Origin of the sequence: Pelomonas sp. Root1217 (assembly GCF_001425705.1) — a bacterium.
In the GTDB taxonomy this organism is placed as follows: Bacteria; Pseudomonadota; Gammaproteobacteria; order Burkholderiales; family Burkholderiaceae_C; genus Pelomonas.
Genome location: NZ_LMDC01000001.1, coordinates 900,349 through 922,423 on the forward strand (window position 1 = coordinate 900,349; position 22,075 = coordinate 922,423).

Sequence of the window (22,075 nt, forward strand, 5' to 3'; positions counted from 1 at the left end):
CCTGACCCGCTGTCCGATTGCGCGGGAGCCTGCCAAGATGTCGGGCTCGTGAACTGCGCCTGCCCGGCACCCATCTTGCCCAACCACTCCCCTGTCGGCACCGTCATCGTCATCGGCGGCGCGCTCAAAGCTGACAGCGACGCCGTCTGGCAGCGCATCGTCGACGAGGCCGGGGGCGCCGGTGCGGCCATCGCCGTCTTTCCGACCGCGGCCTATGAGCCCGAGCGCGTCGCGGCCCAGATCGCCGCTGCGCTGGAACGCTGCGGCGCGCATGCCGAAATCATTCCCGTCGCCCCCAACCTTGAAGAGGGTGACCTGCGGGGCGCGCTGCACGACGCTGCGCTGATCGCCCGCGTCGCCGCCTGCCGCGCCGTCTTCTTCTCCGGGGGCGCCCAGGAGCTCATCGTCGACACGTTGCAGCCGGGCGGCGAGCCGACGGCCATGCTGGTGGCCATCCGCCAGGTCTTCGAGCGCGGTGGCGTCATCGCTGGCACCAGTGCCGGTGCCGCGGTCATGAGCCGCATGATGTTCCGCGACGCCATGGACAACCTGGCCGTCCTCAAGGGCCAGTGGCGGCCGGGCCTGGAATACGACTGCGGCCTGGCCTTCCTCGGCCCCGATCTTTTGATCGACCAGCATTTCCTCAAGCGCGGCCGCATCGGCCGCATGCTGCCGGCTTTGCAGTCCCTGGGCTGCCGCCTGGGCCTGGGTGTGGACGAGAACGCGGCCGTCGTCATCAAGGGCGGACAACTCGAGGTCATCGGCGGCAGCGGCGCCGTCCTCGTCGACCTTGGCGAGGCGACACGTGACGCCGCGCTGCCGGCCTTCAACCTGCAGGGCGTGCGCCTGTCCTATCTCGACCATGGCGATTGCCACGACCTGGCCAGCGGCGAGACGACGCCGGCGCCGCACAAGCAGCGCGAGCCCCGCATCGACCCTGGCGCACCGGAGTTCAAGCCGCGCCTGCAGTCCGACCGGTTCTTCCTCGACATCCTCGGCGACGGCTGCATCCTCTGCGCGCTGACTCAGCTGCTCGACGGCCCCGAGCCCGAGGTGGGCGGCCTCGCCTACCGCGCCCGTGCGCACGCCGACGATCCGGCGCCCGACGTCGGCTTCGAGTTCCGGCTGCGCCGTGCCCCCGGCTTCGTCGGCTGGCGCAGTGCCGTCCGCGGCGGCGGCGAGGACTACACGGTGCTGCACGCCCGGTTGGATGTCATTCCCGTGCGAGTCGCCAAACCACTGTTCACACCCCTCGCCGCCGAGGGGCAGCCCGTGGTCGAATCGGCGTTGGCGAGCCGGCACGGTTCGAAGGAGAGTGGTGATGGCGACGGTCAGCGGTGAGTTCACGGTGGGGATGACGGCCCAGGCCGCCGAGGCGGCCAGCCCGGCCCTCGGCCGAATGGTGCTGGACAAGCAATATCGCGGCGCCCTCGAGGCCCGTGGCGCCGGCCAGATGCTGGCCACGCACGGCAGCGTCGCCGGCTCGGCGGCCTATGTGGCGCTGGAGACCGTGACCGGCAGCCTGCAGGGCCGCGAGGGCAGCTTCGCGCTTGTGCACCATGGCCTGATGGAGCGCGGCAAGCCCAGCCTGGCGATCACTGTTGTGCCAGACTCCGGCACCGGCGCACTGGCCGGCCTGGCGGGCCGCATGAACATCCGCGTCGAAGGCCACCAGCATTTCTACGATTTCGACTTCACGCTGCCCGAGGCCTAAAACTGGCCCGAAGCAAGGAGACACCATGAAGAACACCCTGCGCCTCATTTCATTGCTGCTGGCGGCCGGCGCCGCCCATGCGACCGACGTCGGCGTGTCCGTGCAGATCGGCCAGCCGGGCTTCTACGGCCGCATCGACATCGGCAACACCGCGCCGCCGCCTGTCGTGATGGCTCAGCCTGTCTGGGTGCAGCGCCAGCCCGTGCATGTTGCGCCCGTCTATATGCGCATCCCGCCGGGCCACCAGAAGCACTGGGACAAGCACTGCGCCCAGTACAACGCCTGCGGCGTGCCGGTCTACTTCGTCAAGGAAGATTGGTACCAGGAACGCTACGCCAGGCCGCAGAACGACAACGACCAGGGTGAGGATCGCGGCAAAGGCAAGGGCCACGGCAAGGGGCATGGCAAAGGCAAGGGCCACGACTGATCGAACGGCCTGCCCTGGCCGCGACACAATCGTGGCCATGGCAGACACCGAACCCCGACCCGAAGGTTTCCAGCGCGTCAGCGCCGCACTCGCGGCCCTGGCCCATCCCCACCAGCCGCTGTGGCTGGACGTGGCCGCCCGCACTGCCCAGGAGGCCGCCGACGCCCTCGGCGTGACCCTGGGCCAGATCGCCAAGTCCGTCGTCTTCCGGCGCAAGGCCGATGACGCGGCCGTTCTCGTCATCACCTCGGGCGACAGGCGTGTCGACGAGGCCAAGCTCAAGCCCCACACCGGCGCTTTGGGCCGTGCCGACGCCGACTTCGTCAAGGCGCGCACCGGTTTCTCCATCGGCGGCGTGTCACCGGCCGGCTTCGCACCCAGCGATGACGCGGCACCCCCTCAACTCTTCATCGACCGCGAGCTGTTCCGCTTCGACGTCATCTGGGCCGCCGCGGGCCATCCGAACGGCGTGTTCAAGCTGACGCCGAACGAACTGGAAAAGATCACCGGCGCGCCGGTCATCGACGTGGTTCAAACGTGAAACCCGCGGTCGCTTCGCCTTGCGTCAACATCTGCCAGATGGATGCCGCCACCGGCTGGTGCCGCGGCTGCGCACGCAGCATCAACGAGATCGCCGGCTGGGGCGGGGCGCCCGAGACCGTGCAGCGTCACATCCTTGATCAACTGCCCGGGCGCCGTCTCGAGATGCGCCGCCACGGCCTGTGGCTCGGCCCCTGGCCGCAGAGTGAGGAGCAGGACCGATGAAGCAGCTGACCTTCTACTTCGACCCCATCTCGCCTTACGCGGCCCTGGGCTTCGAGGCTCTGCCGGAAGCGCTGGCGGGCCACAGCGTCGAGGTCGTCTACCGGCCCATCCTGTTTGCGGCCCTGCTGCAGGCCCTGGGCCAGAAGGGCCCGGCCGAGATCGAGGCCAAGCGGCGTTGGACCTTCCGCCAGGTGGCCTGGCTGGCGCATGCCCAGGGCATCGTGCTGGACCCGCCGGCCCAGCATCCCTTCAACCCCTTGCCGCTGCTGCGCCTGGCCTGGGCCTGTGCGGCGCCGCAAGGGCAGCCGGGCGACACCCCGGGGCGCTGGGTCGTCGAGCAGCTCTTTCATCACGTCTGGCGCGGCGCCGGTGCCGATGCCAGTGACGCCACCCGCATCGCCGCGCTGACCGAACGCCTTGCGCCCGCGCAGGATCCGGCCGGCGAGGCCGTCAAGCAGCGTTTGCGCAGCGAGACCGAGGCGGCCCTGGCCCTGGGCGTCTTCGGTGTGCCGACAGTCGAGTTTGAAGGCCGGCTGTTCTGGGGCCAGGATGCGCTGCCCATGCTGCGTGCAGCGCTGGATGGCGACCCTTGGTTTCGCAGCGGCATTTGGGAATCAGCGGCCAAGCCACGGCCTGGCATCACCCGGAAACACTGAGCGCGGACCAAGAACAAGCCCTGCGGCTTGTTCGACGCCTCGCGAAGGACTGCCGGCATGCAGGCCGGCAGGCATGATTCAAAACGTCTCAGGATTTACCCGCGAGGGTCATTTGATCTCGCATTGAGAAATGCTGACTGCGGGTTCCTGCGGAGTTTGTCAGCCTCGATTCAGACTGGCGTCAGAACACGGTCAGAGGCGGTGTGAATAGTCGCGGTGAGGGAAGCCTGTGGGGCGGCCCGACAACTGACGGAGACATATCCATGGCAACTGCGACTTCCACGGCCGCGACGCCGATGACCAAAGAGGAGAAGAAGGTCATCTTCGCCTCCTCGCTGGGCACGGTGTTCGAGTGGTACGACTTCTATCTCTACGGCTCGCTGGCGGCCGTCATCGCCAAGCAGTTCTTTGCCGGCCTGGATCCCAGCGCGGCCTTCATTGCCTCGCTGATGGCCTTTGCCGCCGGCTTCATCGTGCGCCCTTTCGGCGCACTGGTGTTCGGCCGCCTCGGCGACATGATTGGCCGCAAGTACACCTTCCTGGTGACGATCTTGATCATGGGCCTGTCGACCTTCATCGTCGGCGTGCTGCCCACCTACGCGACCATCGGTGCCGCGGCGCCGGTCATTCTGGTCGGCCTGCGTCTGCTGCAGGGCCTGGCCCTCGGCGGTGAGTACGGCGGCGCCGCCACCTACGTGGCCGAGCATGCCCCTCACGGCAAGCGTGGCGCCTACACCTCGTGGATCCAGACGACGGCGACGCTGGGCTTGTTCCTGTCGCTGATGGTCATCCTCGGCGTGAAGAACTCGATGTCGGACAAGGACTTCGGCGAGTGGGGCTGGCGCATTCCCTTCATCGTCTCCATCCTGCTGCTGGGCATCTCGGTGTGGATCCGGCTGTCGATGAACGAATCGCCCGCCTTCCAGAAGATGAAGGCTGAGGGCAAGACCTCCAAGGCGCCGCTGTCCGAATCCTTCGGCCAGTGGAAGAACCTGAAGATCGTGCTGCTGGCTCTCTTCGGCCTGGTGGCCGGCCAGGGCGTGGTCTGGTATTCGGGCCAGTTCTACGCGCTGTTCTTCCTGACGTCGGTGCTCAAGGTGGACCTCACCTCGGCCAACATCTGGATCGCCATCTCGCTGCTGCTGGGCACGCCCTTCTTCGTCGTCTTCGGCACGCTGTCGGACAAGATCGGCCGCAAGCCAATCATCATGGCCGGCCTGTTGCTCGCCGCGCTGACCTATTTCCCGCTGTTCAAGGCACTGACCGCTGCGGCCAACCCCGACCTCGCCAAGGCCCAGGAGACCGCCAAGGTCACGCTGAGCACCAACATGGCCAGCTGCTCCTTCCAGGGCAGCCCGATTGCCCGTGAGGTGGACTTCACCAGTGCTTGTGATATCGCCAAGCGCGCACTGGCCGGCTCGTCCGCCAGTTCCGAGACCGTCGAGGCCGCAGCCGGCGCGCCGACCGTCGTGAAGGTCGGCGAGAAGGAAATCGCCGTACCGACCGCCACCAAGCTGACCGAGCACAAGTTCGACGAAGCCAGCACCAAGGCCATCGCCGGCTTCAAGAAGGAACTGGGTGAGGCGATGAAGGCCGCCGGCTACCCGGCCAAGGCTGACATGGCCAAGGCCAATGTGCCGATGGTCATTGCCATCCTGTTCGTGCTGGTGCTGTACGTGACCATGGTCTACGGCCCGATCGCGGCCATGCTGGTGGAGATGTTCCCGACCCGCATCCGCTACACGTCGATGAGCCTGCCGTACCACATCGGCAACGGCTGGTTCGGCGGCATGCTGCCCTCCATCACCTTCGCGATGGTGGCGCAGAACGGCAACATCTATCACGGCCTCTGGTACCCCATCATCATCGCGGCGGCGACCTTCGTCATCGGCGTGCTGTTCGTGCGTGAGACCAAGGACGTGGACATCTACGCCCGCGACTGATCATGTTTTTCCCGGGGAGTTCCCGGGATGTCTACACGAGGCCGGCTTCATGCCGGCCTTTTTCGTTCTGGCTAGCCCTGCTTGTCGATGGCAGTCTGCCCTGCGACGATGCCGCTGATGCCCAAGTCCAAAGACCCTTCTGACAGCAGCGCTGGCGAGCAACGTCGGCTGCAGATGGTCGACATCGCCCGCCTGGCCGGTGTGTCGGTGTCCACGGTGTCGCGGGCCTTGAATGGCAGCGAGCTCGTCAACGCCGAGACGCGCCAGCGCGTCGCCGAATTGGCCCGCTCGCTGAACTACTCGATCAACTTCGGCGCCCGCAACCTGCGGCTGCAGGAGAACAAGACGGTGGCCGTCGTCGTGCCCTACGACGCCAAGTCCCGCCAGCACATCTCCGACCCCTTCTTCCTGTCCATCGTCGGCTCCATTGCCGACGCGCTGACCGACCGTGGCTACGACATGCTGCTGTCGCGCGTCGACGCCGAGCGGCTGGACCTGGCCTCGCACTGGTTCGACTCCGGCAAGGCCATCGGCGTCGTCCTCATCGGCCAGTGGCGCCACCACGACCAGCTCAACGACATGGCCGCGCGCAAGCTCCCGCTGGTCGTCTGGGGCGGCGAGATGCCGCAGCAGCTCTATTGCAGCGTGGGTGGCGACAACGTGCTGGGCGGCACGCTGGCCGCGCGTCATCTGCTGCAACTGGGCCGGCGCCGCATCGCCTTCGTGGGCGACGCCAACCTGCCCGAGGTCTGGCTGCGCCGCCAGGGCTACGCCCAGGCGCTGCGCGAGGCGGGCCTGGACGTCGACCCTGCGCTGGAGCTGGCCGCGCCCTTCGAGCCCGGCGTGGCGACCGAAGTGCTGCGCGAGTTCTGTTCTGCACAGCGTGGCTTCGACGGCGTCGTGTGCTGCAGCGACGTGCTGGCGCTGCTGACCATCCAGGCCTTGCGCGCCGTTGGCCGCAGCGTGCCGGGCGATGTGGCCGTCACCGGCTACGACGACATGCCGTTGGCCGCCTACTGCGATCCGCCGCTGACCACTGTCCACCAACCGGTGGCCGAGGCAGGTGCCGAGCTGGTGGAGGCGCTGCTGGGCCAGTTGCGTGGCGAACGCGCCGGGCCGCGCACGATGCCGGTCTACCTGACGCTGCGCGAGAGCGCTCCCAAAGCCTGACGGCAGCGCCCTGACCGCGCGGCTGCGCCACCCGGCCAGTGCAGCCGTGGGCCTGATCATGGCTGCCTATCGGTTTCATTCGATCGAATATCAGCACCCATGATGTTTGTCGAATACGTGTTTCTACTGAAATGCAATCGATTGCAAAACAAACGGTGGCGACGCAGAATGGCGGCACGGATCGGCGCTCGACAGGGCGGCCAAGCCGCTTCGCCCCGCAGAGGGCGCTCAAACACCGACAACCAGGAGACTCCATGCCCAGCCCCCATCCGACCGCCGCGCGGTCCAGCCGCCGCCCGTCTCTGCAACCGCTGTCCGCCGCTGTGGCCCTTGCGCTGCTGAGCGTGGCGGCGCATGGCCAACAAGCCGCCGCTGCCGCCGCTGCCGAGTCGGCCGACGGCCTCAAGCTTGACGCCGTCGTCGTCACCGGCACGTCGACGGCCAAGTCCAAGATGCGCTCCAGCGTGGCCATTTCGACGATCGAGAGCGAAGGCGTCGCCGCCGTCACGGCCGCCAGTTCGACGGACCTGCTGCGCGGCGTGCCCGGCATCCGCGCCGAGGCCAGCGGTGGCGAGTCCAACGCCAACGTCGCCGTGCGCGGCATCCCGGTCTCGGCCGGCGGTGCGCGCTACATCCAGTTCCAGGAGGACGGCCTGCCCGTGCTGCAGTTCGGCGACATCGCCTTCGCCACGCCCGACACCTGGATGCGCGCCGACGCCGGCTTCGAGCGCCTGGAAGTCGTGCGCGGCGGCTCGGCCGCGCTGCTGGCCACCGGCGCACCTGGCGGCATCATCAACTTCATCGGCAAGACCGGCCAGGAGCCCGGTGGCAGCCTGCAGCTGACCAAGGGCCTGGACTTCGACCAGACCCGCGTCGACTTCGGCTACGGCGGTCGCCTGGCGCCCAAGACGCGCTTCTTCGTCGGCGGCTTCTACCGCGTCGGTGACGGTGGCCGCAAGGGTGCCGACGGCACCGAGAACGGCGGCCAGGTGCGTGCCAACGTGACCTTCGAGCTGGAAGGCAAGAGCTTCGTGCGCTTCAGCCTCAAGCACCTGGACGATCACAGCCCGACCTTCATGCCCACGCCGGTGAAGTACGTCAACGGCAGCATCCAGGAGATCCCAGGGCTTGACCCACGCCGCGCGGCCTTCTACGACGTCGCCTGGCCGCTGGACAACACGCTGACAAACACCAACGGCCGCGCCACCAGCAACATCCGCGACGGCCTGTCCGCCCGCAGCGATGCCTTCGGCGCGGAGATGGACCTCGACGCCGGCGGCGGCTTTCGCCTGCAGAACAAGTTCTCGTGGAGCCGCAATTCGGGCCGCTTCATCGGCATCTTCCCGGGCGACGATGTCGCCGCCGCGCCGGCCGGCACCACCTTGGCTACCGGCCCCGATGCCGGCGCGGCCTTCACGGGAACGAAGTTCACCGCCGTCGTCTTCAACACCAAGGTCGACAACGCCGGCCTGATGGCCAACGACCTGAAGTTCTCGCGTGACTTCGATCTCGGCGGCGCCGCCAAGCTCAGCGCCGTGGCTGGCCTCTACACCTCGGTGCAGCAGCTGGACCTGACATGGAACTTCAACCAGTACTCGCTGTCGGCCAGCGGCGAGGGCGCGCGCGTGCTGAACGTGCCCGGCGTCGTCAACGGCTCGCCCGGCTTCGGCGGCTGCTGCAGCAATACGCAGGACAGCAAGTACACGACCAACGCACCCTACCTGGTGCTGAACTACGAGGCCGGCCCGCTGTCGGCCGACATCGGTGTGCGCCGCGACAACCAGAAGGCCAGCGGCGCCTACTACCAATCCAACGCCGGCGTCAGCTACGACCTCACGAAGCCCAACGCCATCGATTACGACTTCGGCCGCACGTCCTACTCGCTGGGCGGCAACTACGCGTTGAGCAAGGACCTGTCCTTCTTCGCCCGCTACTCCGATGGTGCCGCCTACAACGCCGACCGCATCACCTTCTTCAACAACCCCAACCTCGTCAACGGCAAGAGCCCGACCATCCCGACCAACAAGGTCAGGCAGGCGGAAGCCGGCGTGAAGATCCGCGGCAACGGCATGAGCCTGTTCGCCACGCTCTTCCACGCCAAGACCGACGAGGTCAACGTCGATGTGACGACCAACCCCATCGTCGCCAAGGCCAACAGCTACCGCAGCAATGGTCTGGAGCTGGAGGGCTCGGCCCGCTTCGGCGTGGTGAACGTGCTGGGTGGGCTGACTTACACCGACGCGAAGCAGGCCGACGGCCGGGCTCCCAAGCGCCAGGCCAAAGTCGTCTACCAGCTCACGCCCACGGTCAACCTGAGCGATGCGCTGACGTTCGGCGTCGGCATCGTCGGCACGACCAAGAGCCTGGACGACGGCCCGACCGGTGCACTGACGATCACGCTGCCGGCCTACACCGTCGTCAACGCGTTCGCCAGCTATGCGCTCACCGACCGCGCGACGCTTTCGCTGGCGGCCAACAACCTCTTCAACGAACTGGCCTACACCGAGAGCAACGACGGCCGTGGCGCCGCGCGCGCCTACACGGGCCGCACGGTGAAGGCCTCCCTGCGCTACAGCTTCTGAGCGCGATGAGTCCCATCCTGGTCCTGGGCGAGGCCCTTGTGGACGAGTTCCACGACGGCCCGGTCGCCGGTGGCGCGCCGTTCAACGTGGCGCGCTCTCTGGCCGCGTTGGATGTGCCGGTGCGATTCGTCAGTCGCATCGGTGCCGATGACGCGGCGGGCCGCCTCGCGCTGGAAAGTGCAGCGCGCTACGGCCTCGCCGTCGACGGCATCCAGCGCGATGCGACCCGCGCGACTGGGCGCGTCAGCGTGCATGAGGATGCGGGCGGCGACCACCGCTTCGAGATCCATGCCGATGCGGCCTGGGACCATCTCGAAGCGCCGGCCATCGGCGACGCCGGCATCGTCTACTTCGGCAGCCTGGCCCAGCGCCACGCGGTCTCGCGCGCAGCCATCCGCGCCACGGTCAAGCGCATGGCCGGCCCGCGACTGCTCGACCTCAACCTGCGCCCCGGCACCGACACGCCCGAACTGGCTGCCGAGTCCCTGATGCTGGCCGACTGGGTCAAGCTCAACGAGGACGAACTGGGATGCCTCCTCGCCTGGTTCGAGCCCACGCTGCCGGCGCTGATGGCCCGCTTCGCGCTGCAGGGCCTGGTGCTGACACGCGGCGCCGCCGGCTACACGCTGCACGGCGAGCAGGGCAGCGTGCTCACGGCAGGGGAGGGCACGGCCCAGCCGGCTTTCGTGGACAGCGTCGGCGCCGGCGATGGTTTTACGGCGATGCTGCTGGCCGGGCTGTCGCTGGGTCGTGACCTGGGTGCGACCCTGCACCTGGCCAACCGCTACGCCGCGATGATCTGCGGTGTGCGCGGCCCGCTGCCTGTTGACCCCGCGGTGCTGGCCCCCTGGCGCGAGGCCTTGCATGCGCTGCCCGCGGAGGATGCGCCGTCATGAACAAGCCCCACCTGTCGATCTCGCAGATCGTGAACATGAATGTCGGCTTCCTCGGCATCCAGTTCAGCTTCGGCCTGCAGCAGGCCAACATGAGCCCGATCTACCAGATGCTGGGCGCCGACGGCAAAAGCCTGCCCTACCTCTGGCTGGCCGGCCCCATCACCGGCCTGCTGGTGCAGCCCCTCATCGGTGCCATGAGCGACCGCACGACCCACCGCCTGGGCCGGCGCACGCCTTATTTCCTGATCGGCGCGCTGATCTGCTCGCTGGGTCTGCTGGCCATGCCCTTCAGCCCTGCGCTGTGGTTCGCGGCCGGGCTGCTGTGGATTCTGGACGCGGCCAACAACGTGACGATGGAGCCCTACCGTGCTTACGTCAGCGACCGCTTGCGCGAGGAGCAGCACGCCAGCGGCTTCCTCACGCAGGCCTCGTTCACGGGCCTGGCGCAGACGCTGGCCTACCTCACGCCCAGCCTGCTCGTGGCCTTGGGCATGAACAAGGATGCGCTGGGCGGCAACGGCATCCCGGTCGTCACGACGCTGGCTTTCGTCATCGGCGCGCTGTTGTCATTCACAACGGTGTGGTGGTCGGTGCGCCGGGTGCCGGAGCTGCCGTTGCCGGTTGAAGAGATCGCCCGCCTGCGCGCGCTGCCCCATGGCCTGGTCGCGACGCTGGCCGAAATCTGGGCTGCGCTGCGCGACATGCCCGCCACGATGCGGCGGCTGTGGTGGATGGCGCTGTTCCAGTGGTACGGAATGATGTGCTACTGGATCTACATCGTGCCCACGCTGGCGGCCACGATGTTCGGCACCGACGATCCGCACAGTGCCGGCTTTCGCGATGCGGCGCTGCTCAATGGCCAGGTCGGTGGCTTCTACAACGCCGTCGCCTTCGTCGCCGCCTTCGCGATGGTGCCGTTCACCAAACGCCTTGGCGCGAAATGGGTGCACGCCTTCGCGCTCGCCTGTGCAGCGGCAGGCATGTGGTGGTTGCCCGGCATCCATGACAAGACCTGGCTCTTCCTGCCCATGGTGGGCATCGGCCTGGCCTGGGGTTCCATCATGGGCAACCCCTATGTGCTGCTCGCCGGCAGCATCCCGCCCGAGCGCGCCGGTGTCTACATGGGCATCTTCAACATGTTCATCGTCATTCCCATGCTGATTCAGGCGGTGACCCTGCCCCTGTTCTACGACGGTCTGCTGGGCGGCCGGCCCGAGAACGTCATCCGCCTCGCCGGCGTGCTGCTGGCGCTTGCCGCGCTGTGCGTGCTGGCGGTCAAAAGTCCCAAGTCCCCATGAAGAACCAAGTCCAGCTCATCACCTATGTCGACCGCCTGGGCGGCCAGCGCGACGGCGCCGACCTGGCACGTCTGCGCAAGCTGCTCTGCGAGCAAGGCTCGCCGCTGCACGGCGTGTTCGGTGGCGTGCACCTGCTGCCGTTCTTCCATGCCATCGATGGCGCCGACGCCGGCTTCGACCCCGTCGACCACACGCAGGTCGACCCGCGCCTGGGAACCTGGGATGACATCGAGGCGCTGACCGAGGACCTGGACGTGATGGCCGACGTCATCGTCAACCACATGTCCAGCGAGTCGCCGCAGTTCCTCGATTACGCCGAGAAGGGCGAGGCCTCGGCCTACGCGGGCCTGTTCCTGACGCTGGACGCGGTGTTCCCGAACGGTGCCTCCGAGCAGGATCTGTTGGCCATCTACCGCCCGCGGCCGGGCCTGCCGTTGACGCCTGTGACGCTCAAGAACGGCGAGCGGCGCATCCTGTGGACGACCTTCACCGCCGCGCAGATCGACATCGCCGTGCGTCACCCCCAGGGCCGCGCCTATCTCGCCGGCATCCTGCGCACCTTCGCCGGCAACGGCATCCGCATGGTGCGGCTGGACGCCGTCGGCTACGCCATCAAGAAGGCCGGCGGCAGCTGCTTCATGATGGCCGAGACCTTCGACTTCATCGCCGAGTTTGCGGGCGAAGCGAGGGCGCTGGGCATCGAGGTGCTCGTCGAGATACACGCCTATCACCGGCGCCAGATCGAGATCGCGGCCAAGGTCGACTGGGTCTATGACTTCGCGCTGCCGCCGCTGATGTTGCACGCCTTCAACTTCCACACCGCAGCGGCGTTGAAGCGCTGGATTGAGATCCGTCCGACCAACGCGCTGACGGTGCTCGACACCCACGACGGCATCGGCATCATCGACATCGGTGCTGACACCAGCGACCGCGCGGCCCACCCCGGCCTCGTGCCGCCGGCGGAGCTGGACGCGCTGGTGGAGCGCATCCACACGGCCAGCGGCGGCGAGAGCCGGTGCGCCACCGGGGCTGCGGCCAGCAACCTCGACCTTTACCAGGTCAACTGCAGCTTCTTCGACGCGATGGGCCGCGACGAGACGGCCTACCTGCTGGCCCGCGCCCTCCAGTTCTTCCTGCCCGGCGTGCCGCAGGTCTATTACGTCGGTCTGCTGGCCGGCCACAACGACATGGCCCTGCTGGCACGCACGCAGGTCGGCCGCGACATCAACCGCCATCACTACAGCGAAGGCGAGATCGCCAGCGACTGCGAGCGCCCCGTCGTGCGCCGGCTCATCGAGTTGATCAGGCTGCGCAACCGCCACTCGGCGTTCAGTGGCGAGTTCCGCGTCGAGCCCAGTGGCGATGACGAGTTGCACATGCGCTGGCAGCGCCACGGCGAGTGGGCGGCGCTGCGGGTCAACTTCCACGACCTCACCCACGAGTTGAGCTACAGCGGCGAGGGTGGTGGCCGGGAGACCTTCGCCTTCAGTTGAGCGTCAGCCTCGGCCGCCAGAATGCGCCGCAGTACAAAACCTGTGGAGACTGAGCATGTGGAAGTTGATCGTTGGCTTCATCGCCTTTGCCGCACTGGCGCTTTTCGTGCTGACCAAGAGCGGCGGCAACATCGACCTGAGTGGCGAGAAGCATGACGTGACGGGTGGGCACGAGCCTGCAGCTTCTGCCGCGGCTTCGGCCGCCGTCGCCGCTGCGGTCGAGGCGGCATCCGCGCCGGCCTCTGGCGCGTCGCAGTAAGCCTATGCCGGCTCGCCCCTGGCGCGCTGTGGTGCGTTGAGCGGCAGCCGCATCAGCATCTGCGTGCCCTCGCCCGGCGAGGAGCGCACCTCGATCTGGCCGCCCAGCACATTGGTCACGATGCTGTGCACGATATGCATGCCCAGGCCCGAGCCACCGGTGCCCAACTTGGTGGTGAAGAAGGGGTCGAAGATGCGCCGCCGCACGGACTCGTCCATGCCGCGGCCATCGTCCGTCACGCTGAGCTCGACCTGCTCGTCGTCCAGCGGCGCGCAATAGACCTTGACGTGCCCCTGCGCCGCGCTGTCGAAGCCGTGCAGCAGCGCGTTCATCAGCAGATTGGTCAGCACCTGGCCGAGCGCGCCGGGATAGCTGTTCATCATCAGCCCATGGTGCAACTCGGTGTCGATGACGAAGGGCGTGTGCTTGAAGCTGGGTTCGACCATCACGAGCACGTCCTCGACGACCTTGGCCAGGTCGAAGTCGCGCCTGAGGTCGGCCGTCTGGTCGATGGCCACCTGCTTGAAGTCGCGCACCAGGTCGGCGGCCTTCTGCACGTTGCGCTGCAGGATGTCCTGGCCGCGCCGCGTGTCGCGCGCCAGTTCCTCCAGCGTGCTACGGCGCATCTGCACGCTGCCCGACAGCATGGCCTCGAGCTGCTTGTAGCGGTCGTCCAGGGCCGACACCACGGTCAGCGCGTTGCCCAGCGGCGTGTTCAGCTCATGGGCCACGCCCGCCACCAGGCGGCCAAGCGACGCGAGCTTCTCCGACTCGACCAACTCGCGCTGCGCCTTCTGCAGCGTTTCCAGCGCCTCCGACAGCTCGGCATTGCTGGTCGTCAACTCGGCCGTGCGCTGAGCGACGGTTTCTTCCAGGTTCACGTTGTGCTGGCGCAGCGCCTCGAAGGCCGACAGCAGGGCCTGGCGCATGCGCTCCATCGCCACGCCCACGCGTGCGATCTCATCGGCACCGGCCACTCGCAGCGGCTGGTCCAGCCGCCCGGCCGCCAGTGCCTCGGCGGAGCCGGTCAACTCGGTCATGGGCCGCATCACATAGCGCTGCAGCACCCAAAGCATCAGTGCCAGCGACAGCGTCAGCGTCAGCACGCTGCGCCAGACCGTGCGCCAGACCTCGGCCTGCTTGGCCTGCAGCAGCGGCGCGGCGCTCATGCGAACGGTCAGCTTGGCGATCTCGCGGCCATCGCGCTGGATCGGCCGGGTCTGGCTCAGCACCAGGTCGCTGTCGCCCTGCTCGCCAGCGCGCTGCTGCGACAGGAAGGGGGCCGACGATGCCGGTTCGACGACCTGCACGGACACGAAGCGTGGATCGTCCATCTGCGCCTTGACCATGGGGTCAGCCAGATCCGGCGAAACCTGCCAGACCGGCTCGGCCAGCGACAGGGCCATCACCTCGGTGGCGCGCGACAGGTCGCGCTTCAAGTCTTCCATCGCGGTGGCGCGGGTCTTCTGGCCGTCGTAGAGCAGCACGGCCGTTGTCGGCAGCAGCAGGCCCAGCAGCAAGGCCAGCACGACGGCGAAGGTCAGGGAATTGCGCTGCCAACCGTAGGCAGGTGCGGGCGCGCGGGGCAGGACGATGGGCGGCGGCAAGGGGCTTTCCGGCAGGGGCGGGCGCGCAGGCGGGCGCGTCGGGTGGCGCGAACACCGCACAGCGGCGGCCAGAGTGTAGGCCCGGCAAAAGCGGTGCAAATGCGCATTCGGACCCGGCGAAGCCCGGGTTTTTCCTGGGGGAGAGGGGCTGCTGGGGGCGGGGGGGCTGGCCCCACAATCCGCGGCCATAAACACGCCGTTATGGCGCTTGGCCTGGAGAAAAACAGTGAAGCGTTGGGTTGGCCTGGCGGCCTTGTTCGCTGCCTGTATCGGTATGAATGGCGCATTTGCGCAAAGCACCCTGCGCATCGGCATGGTGGCGGGCTTTTCCGGGCCGGTGGCCGGCATCGTGCAGGAAAGCGCCGAGGGCGCGAAGCTGTACTTTGACTCGATCAATGCCCAGGGCGGCATCAAGGGCCAGAACATCGAACTCGTCACGCAGGACGACAAATACGACCCGGCGACCGCTGTGGCCGCTGCCAAGTCCCTGGCCAGTCAAGGCGTGCTGGCGCTGATGCTGAGCCGCGGCACGGGGCCCACTGAGGCCGTGCTGCCGGTGCTGAAGGAAAACAAGCTGCCGCTGATCGCGCCAGCCACCGGTGCGGCCAGCCTGCGCGACCCGGTCCAGCCCTGGGTCTACCACCTGCGCGCCAGCTACCAGAAGGAAGCCGAACGCGCGGTCAAGCACCTGGCCGGCATCGGCGTCAAGCGCATCACCATCGTGCAGGTCAACGATCCCTTCGGCAACGACGCCGGCAAGGGCGCCATCAAGGGCCTGGACGACATCAAGCTGCGCGCCATGTCCAACCTGCGCTTCGACCGCAACAAGCCCGATCTCGCGCCGACGATGCAGGCCATCGCCAAGGCCGGCATCGAGGCCGTCGTGCTGATCGGCCCGGCCTATGCCGTCGTCGAGGGCGTGCAGGCGCTGCGCGCGGCCGGCTCCACGGCGCACGTGGCCACGCTGTCCAACAACGCCTCGGCCGATTTCGTGAAGGCGCTGGGCAACGAAAGCCGCGGGATCATCGTGACCCAGCTCTTCCCCTACGAGCGCTCGACGGCCAACCTGATGGTGCGGGAGGCGCTGAGCCTGGCCAAGTCCGCCGGCCGCAACGAGCTGACGCCGGCCCATGTCGAAGGCTTTGCCGCGGCGAAATTGATCGTCGAGGCGCTCAAGCGCGCACCGGGCAAGGAGATCACCCGCGACAGCCTGGTCAAGGCGCTGGACGGCGCCCGCATCGACCTGGGCGGCCTGCAGGTGCACTACTCCGAGAAGGAGCACAGCGGCCTGGAGTACACCGACGTGTCCATCGTTGGTGAAGACGGCAAGTTCAAACGCTGAACTCGCGGGCAGGGCCGGCGCCGCGCGATGATGCGGTCTTTCGCGGCGTCGGAGGGCTGACATGGATCTGGGTTTGAAAGGCCAGTGGGCGCTGGTCTGCGCCGCGAGCAAGGGCTTGGGCCGAGGCTGTGCCGAGGCGTTGGTGGGTGAGGGCGTCAACGTCGTCATCACGGCACGCGGCGAGGCCGAGCTGCTGGCAACAGCCGATGCGCTGCGGGCGCTGAACCCAGACGCCGAGGTGCGTGCCGTGGCCGGAGACATTGCCACTCCCGAGGGCCGTGCCGCGGCGCTCGCGGCCTGCCCGCGGGTGGACATCCTCATCAACAACGCCGGCGGCCCGCCGCCCGGGGATTTCCGCGACTGGGGCCGCGAGCAGTGGATCGCCGCGCTGGACGCCAACATGCTGGCTCCCATCGAGCTCATCAAGGCGACGGTGGACGCGATGGCGGCGCGCGGTTTCGGCCGTATCGTCAACATCACTTCCGGCGCCGTGAAGGCACCCATCGACACGCTGGGTCTGTCCAACGGCGCGCGTTCGGGCCTGACGGGTTTCGTCGCCGGCGTGGCCCGCCAACCGCGCCTGGCCGGCGCCAACGTGACGATCAACAACCTGCTGCCGGGTGCCTTCGATACCGACCGACTGAAGAAGGGCTTCGCCGCCGGCGCCGCCAAGGCGGGCCTGAGCGCTGAGGACCTCGCGGCCAGACGCCGCGCGGCCATTCCCGCGCAGCGCTTCGGCAACGCCGCCGAGTTCGGCGCCATCTGCGCCATGCTGTGCAGCGCCCAGGCCGGCTACCTGACCGGACAGAACATCCTGCTCGATGGCGGCAGCTACCCGGGGACATTCTGAGGAACTTGCGGGACAGACCGCAGCGCCGCAGGCGCCAGCTCTGTCCCCAACTGATTTTGACTTGCGGGACAGACCGCAGCGCCGCAGGCGCCAGCTCTGTCCCCAACTGATTTCGACTTGCGGGACAGACCGCAGCGCCGCAGGCGCCAGCTCTGTCCTCAACTGATCAAGGGCATTTCATGAAGTGGCTCAAGCGCATCCTCCTTGCCCTGCTGGCCCTCGTCCTGCTGCTCGCTCTGGCGTTGTGGTTGACGTTGCGCGGCAGTCTGGCTCAGCTCGACGGTGAACGCGCCATCGCCGCCCTGAGCGCGCCGGCCGAGGTGCAGCGCGACGCGCGCGGCTACCTGACCATCACGGCCGAGAACCGCCTGGACGTTGCCCGGGCCCTGGGCTTTACACACGCCCAGGAGCGCTTCTTCCAGATGGACCTGATGCGCCGCAACGCCGCTGGCGAGCTGTCGGCGCTGTTTGGCGCGAAGGCGCTGCCGCTGGACAAGTCGCGCCGCCTGCACCGCTTCCGCCACCGCGCTGAAGCCGGCATCGCGGCCTTGGCCGCAGACGAGCGAGCGTTGCTCGACGCCTATGTGAGCGGCGTGAATGCGGGGCTGGCCGGCCTGTCGGCACGCCCGCCCGAATACCTGCTGCTGCGCCAGCAACCCCAGCCCTGGGTCGCGGCTGACACCGTGCTCGTCGCCTATGGCATGTACCTCGACCTGCAGGGCGCCCAGGGCCGCGACGACGTCGCCATGGGCTTGCTGCGCGACGCCGTGCCGGACGATTGGTATGCCTTCCTGACGCAGCACAGCGCCGACTGGGAGGCCGCGATGGATGACAGCCGCGTGACTGCCGTGCCCCTGCCAGCGGGGCCGCTACCGGCCGCATTGCGCACCGCCAAGACGGCCTGCAGCGACTGCAGGCTGCGTGACGCCCGCGACCTCGGCAGCAACAACTTCGCCGTCGCGGCGGCGCATGGCGCCGGCGGGCGGGCCATGCTGGCCGACGACATGCACCTGGGCCTGCGCTCGCCCGGCACCTGGTTCAAAGCGCGCATGAAATGGAAAGACGCGGCCGGCAGCCATGACGTGGCCGGAGTGACCCTGCCGGGTGCGCCGCTGCTCGTCGTCGGCAGCAATGGCCGCGTGGCCTGGGGCTTCACGAACACGACCTCGGATTGGGCCGATGTCGTCACGCTCAAGCTCAACGCGGCCAGCACGCACTACCTGGCCGGTGGCGCCGAGAAGCCGCTGCAACGCGCCGTCGAGCGTATCGAGATCGCTGGCGAGGCCGCGGTAGACCATGTCGTGCTGGAAAGCGAATGGGGCCCCGTCATGCCGCAAAAGGCGCCCAGCGGCCAAGCCTATGCGCTGCGCTGGGTGGCCCATGACCGCGAGGGCATGAACCTGCGTCTGATGCACATGGAAACGGCCGCCAATGTCGACGAAGCCGTGCAGCTGGCCGCGGGTGCCGGCATGCCGGCCCAGAACCTGTTGGTGGCCGATGCCGGCGGGCGCATCGCCTGGACCGTCATCGGTGCGATGCCCAGGCGTGCAGGCGGTGATGACATCGACCGCCCGCAGGACTGGAGCGACGGGCGGTCGCGCTGGCAGGGCTATCTCGGCGCGGCCGAGCAGCCACGCATCGTTGACCCGGCTGACGGGCGGCTGTGGACGGCCAATGCGCGCATGGTCGGCGGCGACGCACTAAAGACGCTGGGCAATGGCGGCTACGACCTCGGCGCCCGTGGCCAGCAGATCCGCGATGACCTGCGCGCCCAGGACAAGTTCGACGAGGCCGGCCTGCACGCCATCCAGCTCGACCACCGCGCGCTCTTCCATCAGCGCTGGCGCAAGCTGCTGATGGAACAGGTGCTGACGCCCGACTTCGTCGCTGCCAACGGCCTGGCGGACTATCGTGCCGAGGTCGAGAAGGGCGCCGACGCGGCCCGACCCGATGCGGTCGGTTATCTGCTGGTGCGCTCCTTCCGGTTGCAGGCGCTGAAAAACATCTTCGACCCGCTGGCCGGCCTGCTGGAAGCGCAGGGGCTGAAGTTGTCCGACCTGAAGCTGGTGCCCGAGACGCCCGGCTGGGCGCTGATCCAGGCGGCTCGGCCTGACACCCTGCCGGGAAGCCTCAAGACCTGGCCCGAGCTGCTGCAGCGCGCCGTGCTCGACAGCCGCCGGGAGCTGCTGAGCAAATACGGCAGCCTCTCCGCAGCCACCTGGGGTGCCGACAACCCCACCAGCGTGCGTCACCCGCTGAGCGTCGCCGTGCCGGCGCTATCAAGCTGGCTGGACCAGGCCTCCCAGGGCATGGCCGGCGACAGCCACATGCCACGCGTGCACAACCACGGCCATGGCCAGAGCGAGCGCATGGTGGTCTCGCCCGGCCACGAGGAAAGCGGCATCCTCGTCATCCCTGGCGGCCAGAGCGGCCACCCGATGTCGCCCTTCTACCGTGGCGACCATGCCGCCTGGCTTGCCGGCGAGGCCCTGCCTTTCCTGCCCGGCGAGACCGTGCACCGCCTGGTGCTGCGCCCCTGATCCAGGCGACCCTGTTCCCGTGGAATGGGGACGCCAGCCGTGCCGCCACTGGGCACAATCCCAGCCACCCGATAACGACGCGAGGATCATGATGAACAACAAGACGCTCAGCAGCGCTGTGCTGGCTTTTCTGGCTCTGGCCGCGGTGGCCGCGCAGGCCCAGGAGGCGGGCTCCAATGTCGAGAAGTGCCCCAAGAAGCTCGGCGTGCTGGCCGTGGCCGAACCGCAGCACGGCTGGAACCACCTGTCGCATTACGGCCTGGGCTCGCCCGCATCGCTGCTGCGCATGATGGTGCAGCAGTCGGGCTGCTTCGACGTCGTCGAGCGCGGCGTGGCCATGCAGAACCTGCAGCAGGAGCGCAACCTCGCCGCCGCCGGCGAAATGCGCCAGGAATCCAATGTCGGCAAGGGCCAGATGCAGGCGGCCGACTTCGTCATGACGCCCAATGTGCTGGTTGCGGCCAACAACACCGGCGGTGTCGGTGGCGCCCTCGGCGGCCTGCTGGGCGGCAAGCTCGGCGCGATCAGCTCGATCGCCGGCGGCCTGAAGTTCAAGGAAGCCAGTACCAGCCTGCTGATCGCCGACGTGCGTTCCAGCATCCAGGTTGCTGCAGCCGAGGGCAAGGCCACCAAGACCGACTTTTCCATCGGCGGCTGGGGCTATGGCGGCGGGTTGGTGGGCGCCGCTGGCGGCTACACCAGCACGCCCGAAGGCAAGCTCATCGCTGCCAGCCTGCTCGACAACTACAACAAGATCGTGCTGGGCATTCGCGACCAGCAGAGTCTGATCCGCACCGGCAGCGCCGCAGGCGACGCCAATGCGGGCGCCTCCACGCAGGCAGGTGCACCGGTGCCGGCGGGCCAGATGCTCGTTGCCAAGATCTCCAACGTGAAGGCCTATGCCGCCCCGTCGCGCGACAGCAAGGTCGTTGCAACGCTGAACCGCAGCGATGAACTCGTCGCTACCGGCGAGGTGAAGGACGGCTTCGTCAAGGTCGACGCCGCCAACTTCAGCGGTTGGGTGCAGCGCACGCTGGTGTCGCCGAGCGGCCGCTGATGAGGGTTGCCCTTGTCACCGGTGCCGGTTCCGGTATCGGCCGGAGCGTGGCGCGCGCGCTGGCCGCCGAAGGCTGGACGCTGGCGCTGATGGGCCGCCGTGAGGCGGCGCTGCGCGAGACCTTGCCCGATGGATTGGCACTGCCGACCGACGTCTGCGACGAGGCCCAGGTGGACGCCGCGTTTGCGACGCTGCGCGAACGCTTCGGCCGGCTGGACCTGCTGTTCAACAACGCCGGGATTTCCGCACCCGCTGTGCCCATCGACGAGCTGACGGTGGCGCAGTGGCGCGCCGTCGTCGATACCAACCTGACCGGCAGCTTCCTCTGTGCCAGGGCAGCCTTCGCGCTGATGAAGGCGCAATCGCCGCGCGGCGGCCGCATCATCAACAACGGCTCCATCTCGGCCCATGCGCCGCGGCCGAACACGGTGCCCTATACGTCCACCAAGCACGCCATCACCGGCCTCACCAAGTCCCTGAGTCTGGACGGCCGCGCCTTCGACATCGCTTGCGGCCAGATCGACATCGGCAATGCCGCCACCGAGATGACCGAGAAGATGACGCGTGGCGTGGCCCAGGCCAACGGCTCCGTCGCGGTCGAGCCGCGCATGGACGTCGAGGATGTGGCCCGCGCCGTCGTCTACATGGCCGGCCTGCCGCTGTCGGCCAACGTGCAGACGATGACGGTGATGGCGACGAGCATGCCGTTTGTGGGGCGAGGTTGATGGCTTTCCCATGACGACGCTGGTGCTGCTGCCCGGAATGGACGGCACCGGCAGGCTGTTCCAACCCTTCATCCGTGAATTGCCAGCAGATTGGCGGGTGATCGTCGTGAGCTATCCAGCGGATGCCCGACAGGGTTACGAGGAGTTGACGTCGTTGGCGCAGGCAGCACTGCCGACCGACGGGTCGTTGGTACTGCTCGGCGAGTCCTTTTCTGGACCTGTCGCCATCCGGTTGGCGAGCGCATTGGGTTCACGGTTGCAGGCGTTGATTCTCTGCTGCACCTTCGCTCGAAACCCTCGACCTGGGTTGTCCTGGCTCAGCGGTCTCATGGGCGGGCTGCCTTCTCCCGCTGCCGTGCCGGCCGCGGTTTCATCGCGGGTGATGCTCGGTACGCAGGCGCCCACCGAGTCGCGCATGCTGCTCGCGCAAGCCCTCCTGGAACTGCCGGCTACCGTGTTGCGCGCTCGGCTCAAGGCGGTGATGAAGGTCAACGTCATCCAGCAACTCAAACAGATTCGAGCACCTGTGCTGTATCTGCAAGCGCGCCAAGATCACATTGTTCCGCGTGATGTTGCTGCGGCCCTCCAACAAGCGGTGCCCTCTCTGCAAGTGGTCAGTCTTGAGGGGCCACACGGTTTGCTGCAGGCAGCTCCCGTGACGGCTGCTGCCGCCCTGCAGGCGTTTCTAGCGGGGAGCCACCAGGCAAAGAGTGGGTGACGATCGTCATGGTCCGGACTGGCGCTCAGCGTT

General features: G+C 68.0%; 20 protein-coding genes. 19 read left to right on the top strand and 1 reads right to left on the bottom strand.

Features of this window, described 5'->3' with window-relative positions; genetic code table 11:
• Nucleotides 1–75: 75 nt before the first annotated feature.
• From ASC95_RS04140 to ASC95_RS04200, 13 genes are all read left to right on the top strand, one after another.
• Nucleotides 76–1,341 (top strand): cyanophycinase, encoded by a 1,266-nt coding sequence (locus ASC95_RS04140; RefSeq protein WP_162250709.1) that lies wholly within the window; start codon nt 76–78, stop codon nt 1,339–1,341.
• Nucleotides 1,322–1,714 carry a DUF3224 domain-containing protein gene (locus ASC95_RS04145; protein WP_057296476.1) on the top strand — a complete coding sequence of 131 codons (393 nt, stop codon included), beginning with the start codon at nt 1,322–1,324 and terminating at the stop codon, nt 1,712–1,714. Before ASC95_RS04140 ends, ASC95_RS04145 begins: the two co-directional genes overlap by 20 nt.
• A 25-nt stretch (nt 1,715–1,739) precedes the next feature.
• Entirely contained in the window at nt 1,740–2,141 is a 402-nt protein-coding gene (locus ASC95_RS04150) for a hypothetical protein (protein WP_057296477.1), read from the top strand.
• A 37-nt stretch (nt 2,142–2,178) separates the two neighbouring features.
• Nucleotides 2,179–2,682 carry a YbaK/EbsC family protein gene (locus ASC95_RS04155; protein WP_057296478.1) on the top strand — a complete coding sequence of 168 codons (504 nt, stop codon included), beginning with the start codon at nt 2,179–2,181 and terminating at the stop codon, nt 2,680–2,682.
• Between the two features lie 38 nt (nt 2,683–2,720).
• On the top strand, nt 2,721–2,906 hold the full coding sequence (locus ASC95_RS04160) for a DUF1289 domain-containing protein (RefSeq protein ID WP_057296479.1): 186 nt from the start codon (nt 2,721–2,723) through the stop codon (nt 2,904–2,906).
• A complete protein-coding gene (locus ASC95_RS04165) occupies nt 2,903–3,562 on the top strand; it encodes a 2-hydroxychromene-2-carboxylate isomerase (RefSeq protein ID WP_057296480.1) in 660 nt (219 codons plus the stop codon). Before ASC95_RS04160 ends, ASC95_RS04165 begins: the two co-directional genes overlap by 4 nt.
• A gap of 263 nt (nt 3,563–3,825) precedes the next feature.
• Nucleotides 3,826–5,505, top strand: coding sequence for an MFS transporter (locus tag ASC95_RS04170; RefSeq protein ID WP_057296481.1), 1,680 nt, complete (start codon nt 3,826–3,828; stop codon nt 5,503–5,505).
• 117 nt (nt 5,506–5,622) lie between these two features.
• Nucleotides 5,623–6,675: a LacI family DNA-binding transcriptional regulator gene (locus tag ASC95_RS04175; protein WP_057297042.1), complete on the top strand. Its 1,053-nt coding sequence runs from the start codon at nt 5,623–5,625 to the stop codon at nt 6,673–6,675.
• 254 nt (nt 6,676–6,929) lie between these two features.
• Nucleotides 6,930–9,257 (top strand): TonB-dependent siderophore receptor, encoded by a 2,328-nt coding sequence (locus ASC95_RS04180; RefSeq protein ID WP_057296482.1) that lies wholly within the window; start codon nt 6,930–6,932, stop codon nt 9,255–9,257.
• A gap of 5 nt (nt 9,258–9,262) precedes the next feature.
• Nucleotides 9,263–10,153 carry a PfkB family carbohydrate kinase gene (locus ASC95_RS04185; RefSeq protein WP_057296483.1) on the top strand — a complete coding sequence of 297 codons (891 nt, stop codon included), beginning with the start codon at nt 9,263–9,265 and terminating at the stop codon, nt 10,151–10,153.
• The gene (locus ASC95_RS04190; RefSeq protein ID WP_057296484.1) at nt 10,150–11,451 is read left to right on the top strand and encodes an MFS transporter; all 1,302 of its coding nucleotides are present in this window, start codon (nt 10,150–10,152) and stop codon (nt 11,449–11,451) included. Before ASC95_RS04185 ends, ASC95_RS04190 begins: the two co-directional genes overlap by 4 nt.
• Entirely contained in the window at nt 11,448–12,944 is a 1,497-nt protein-coding gene (gtfA, locus tag ASC95_RS04195; protein WP_057296485.1) for a sucrose phosphorylase, read from the top strand. The genes ASC95_RS04190 and gtfA overlap by 4 nt, the downstream gene beginning before the upstream one ends.
• 55 nt (nt 12,945–12,999) lie before the next feature.
• Entirely contained in the window at nt 13,000–13,203 is a 204-nt protein-coding gene (locus ASC95_RS04200) for a hypothetical protein (protein ID WP_057296486.1), read from the top strand.
• A 2-nt stretch (nt 13,204–13,205) separates the two neighbouring features.
• Here ASC95_RS04200 and ASC95_RS04205 read toward each other — a convergent pair whose 3' ends face one another.
• A complete protein-coding gene (locus ASC95_RS04205) occupies nt 13,206–14,810 on the bottom strand; it encodes a sensor histidine kinase (RefSeq protein WP_057296487.1) in 1,605 nt (534 codons plus the stop codon).
• A gap of 226 nt (nt 14,811–15,036) precedes the next feature.
• Between ASC95_RS04205 and ASC95_RS04210 the strand changes: the two genes are divergently transcribed.
• The 6 genes from ASC95_RS04210 to ASC95_RS04235 all read left to right on the top strand — a co-directional run bounded on the left by ASC95_RS04210 (nt 15,037) and on the right by ASC95_RS04235 (nt 22,042).
• On the top strand, nt 15,037–16,152 hold the full coding sequence (locus ASC95_RS04210; protein WP_235537680.1) for an ABC transporter substrate-binding protein: 1,116 nt from the start codon (nt 15,037–15,039) through the stop codon (nt 16,150–16,152).
• 61 nt (nt 16,153–16,213) lie between these two features.
• A complete protein-coding gene (locus ASC95_RS04215; RefSeq protein ID WP_057296489.1) occupies nt 16,214–17,002 on the top strand; it encodes an SDR family oxidoreductase in 789 nt (262 codons plus the stop codon).
• A gap of 179 nt (nt 17,003–17,181) precedes the next feature.
• Nucleotides 17,182–19,542 carry a penicillin acylase family protein gene (locus ASC95_RS04220; RefSeq protein ID WP_057296490.1) on the top strand — a complete coding sequence of 787 codons (2,361 nt, stop codon included), beginning with the start codon at nt 17,182–17,184 and terminating at the stop codon, nt 19,540–19,542.
• 88 nt (nt 19,543–19,630) lie between these two features.
• Complete coding sequence (locus tag ASC95_RS04225; RefSeq protein ID WP_057296491.1) at nt 19,631–20,599, top strand: CsgG/HfaB family protein; 969 nt, start codon at nt 19,631–19,633, stop codon at nt 20,597–20,599.
• Complete coding sequence (locus ASC95_RS04230; RefSeq protein ID WP_057297043.1) at nt 20,599–21,324, top strand: SDR family oxidoreductase; 726 nt, start codon at nt 20,599–20,601, stop codon at nt 21,322–21,324. Before ASC95_RS04225 ends, ASC95_RS04230 begins: the two co-directional genes overlap by 1 nt.
• A 10-nt stretch (nt 21,325–21,334) precedes the next feature.
• Entirely contained in the window at nt 21,335–22,042 is a 708-nt protein-coding gene (locus ASC95_RS04235; protein ID WP_057296492.1) for an alpha/beta fold hydrolase, read from the top strand.
• Nucleotides 22,043–22,075: the final 33 nt, after the last annotated feature.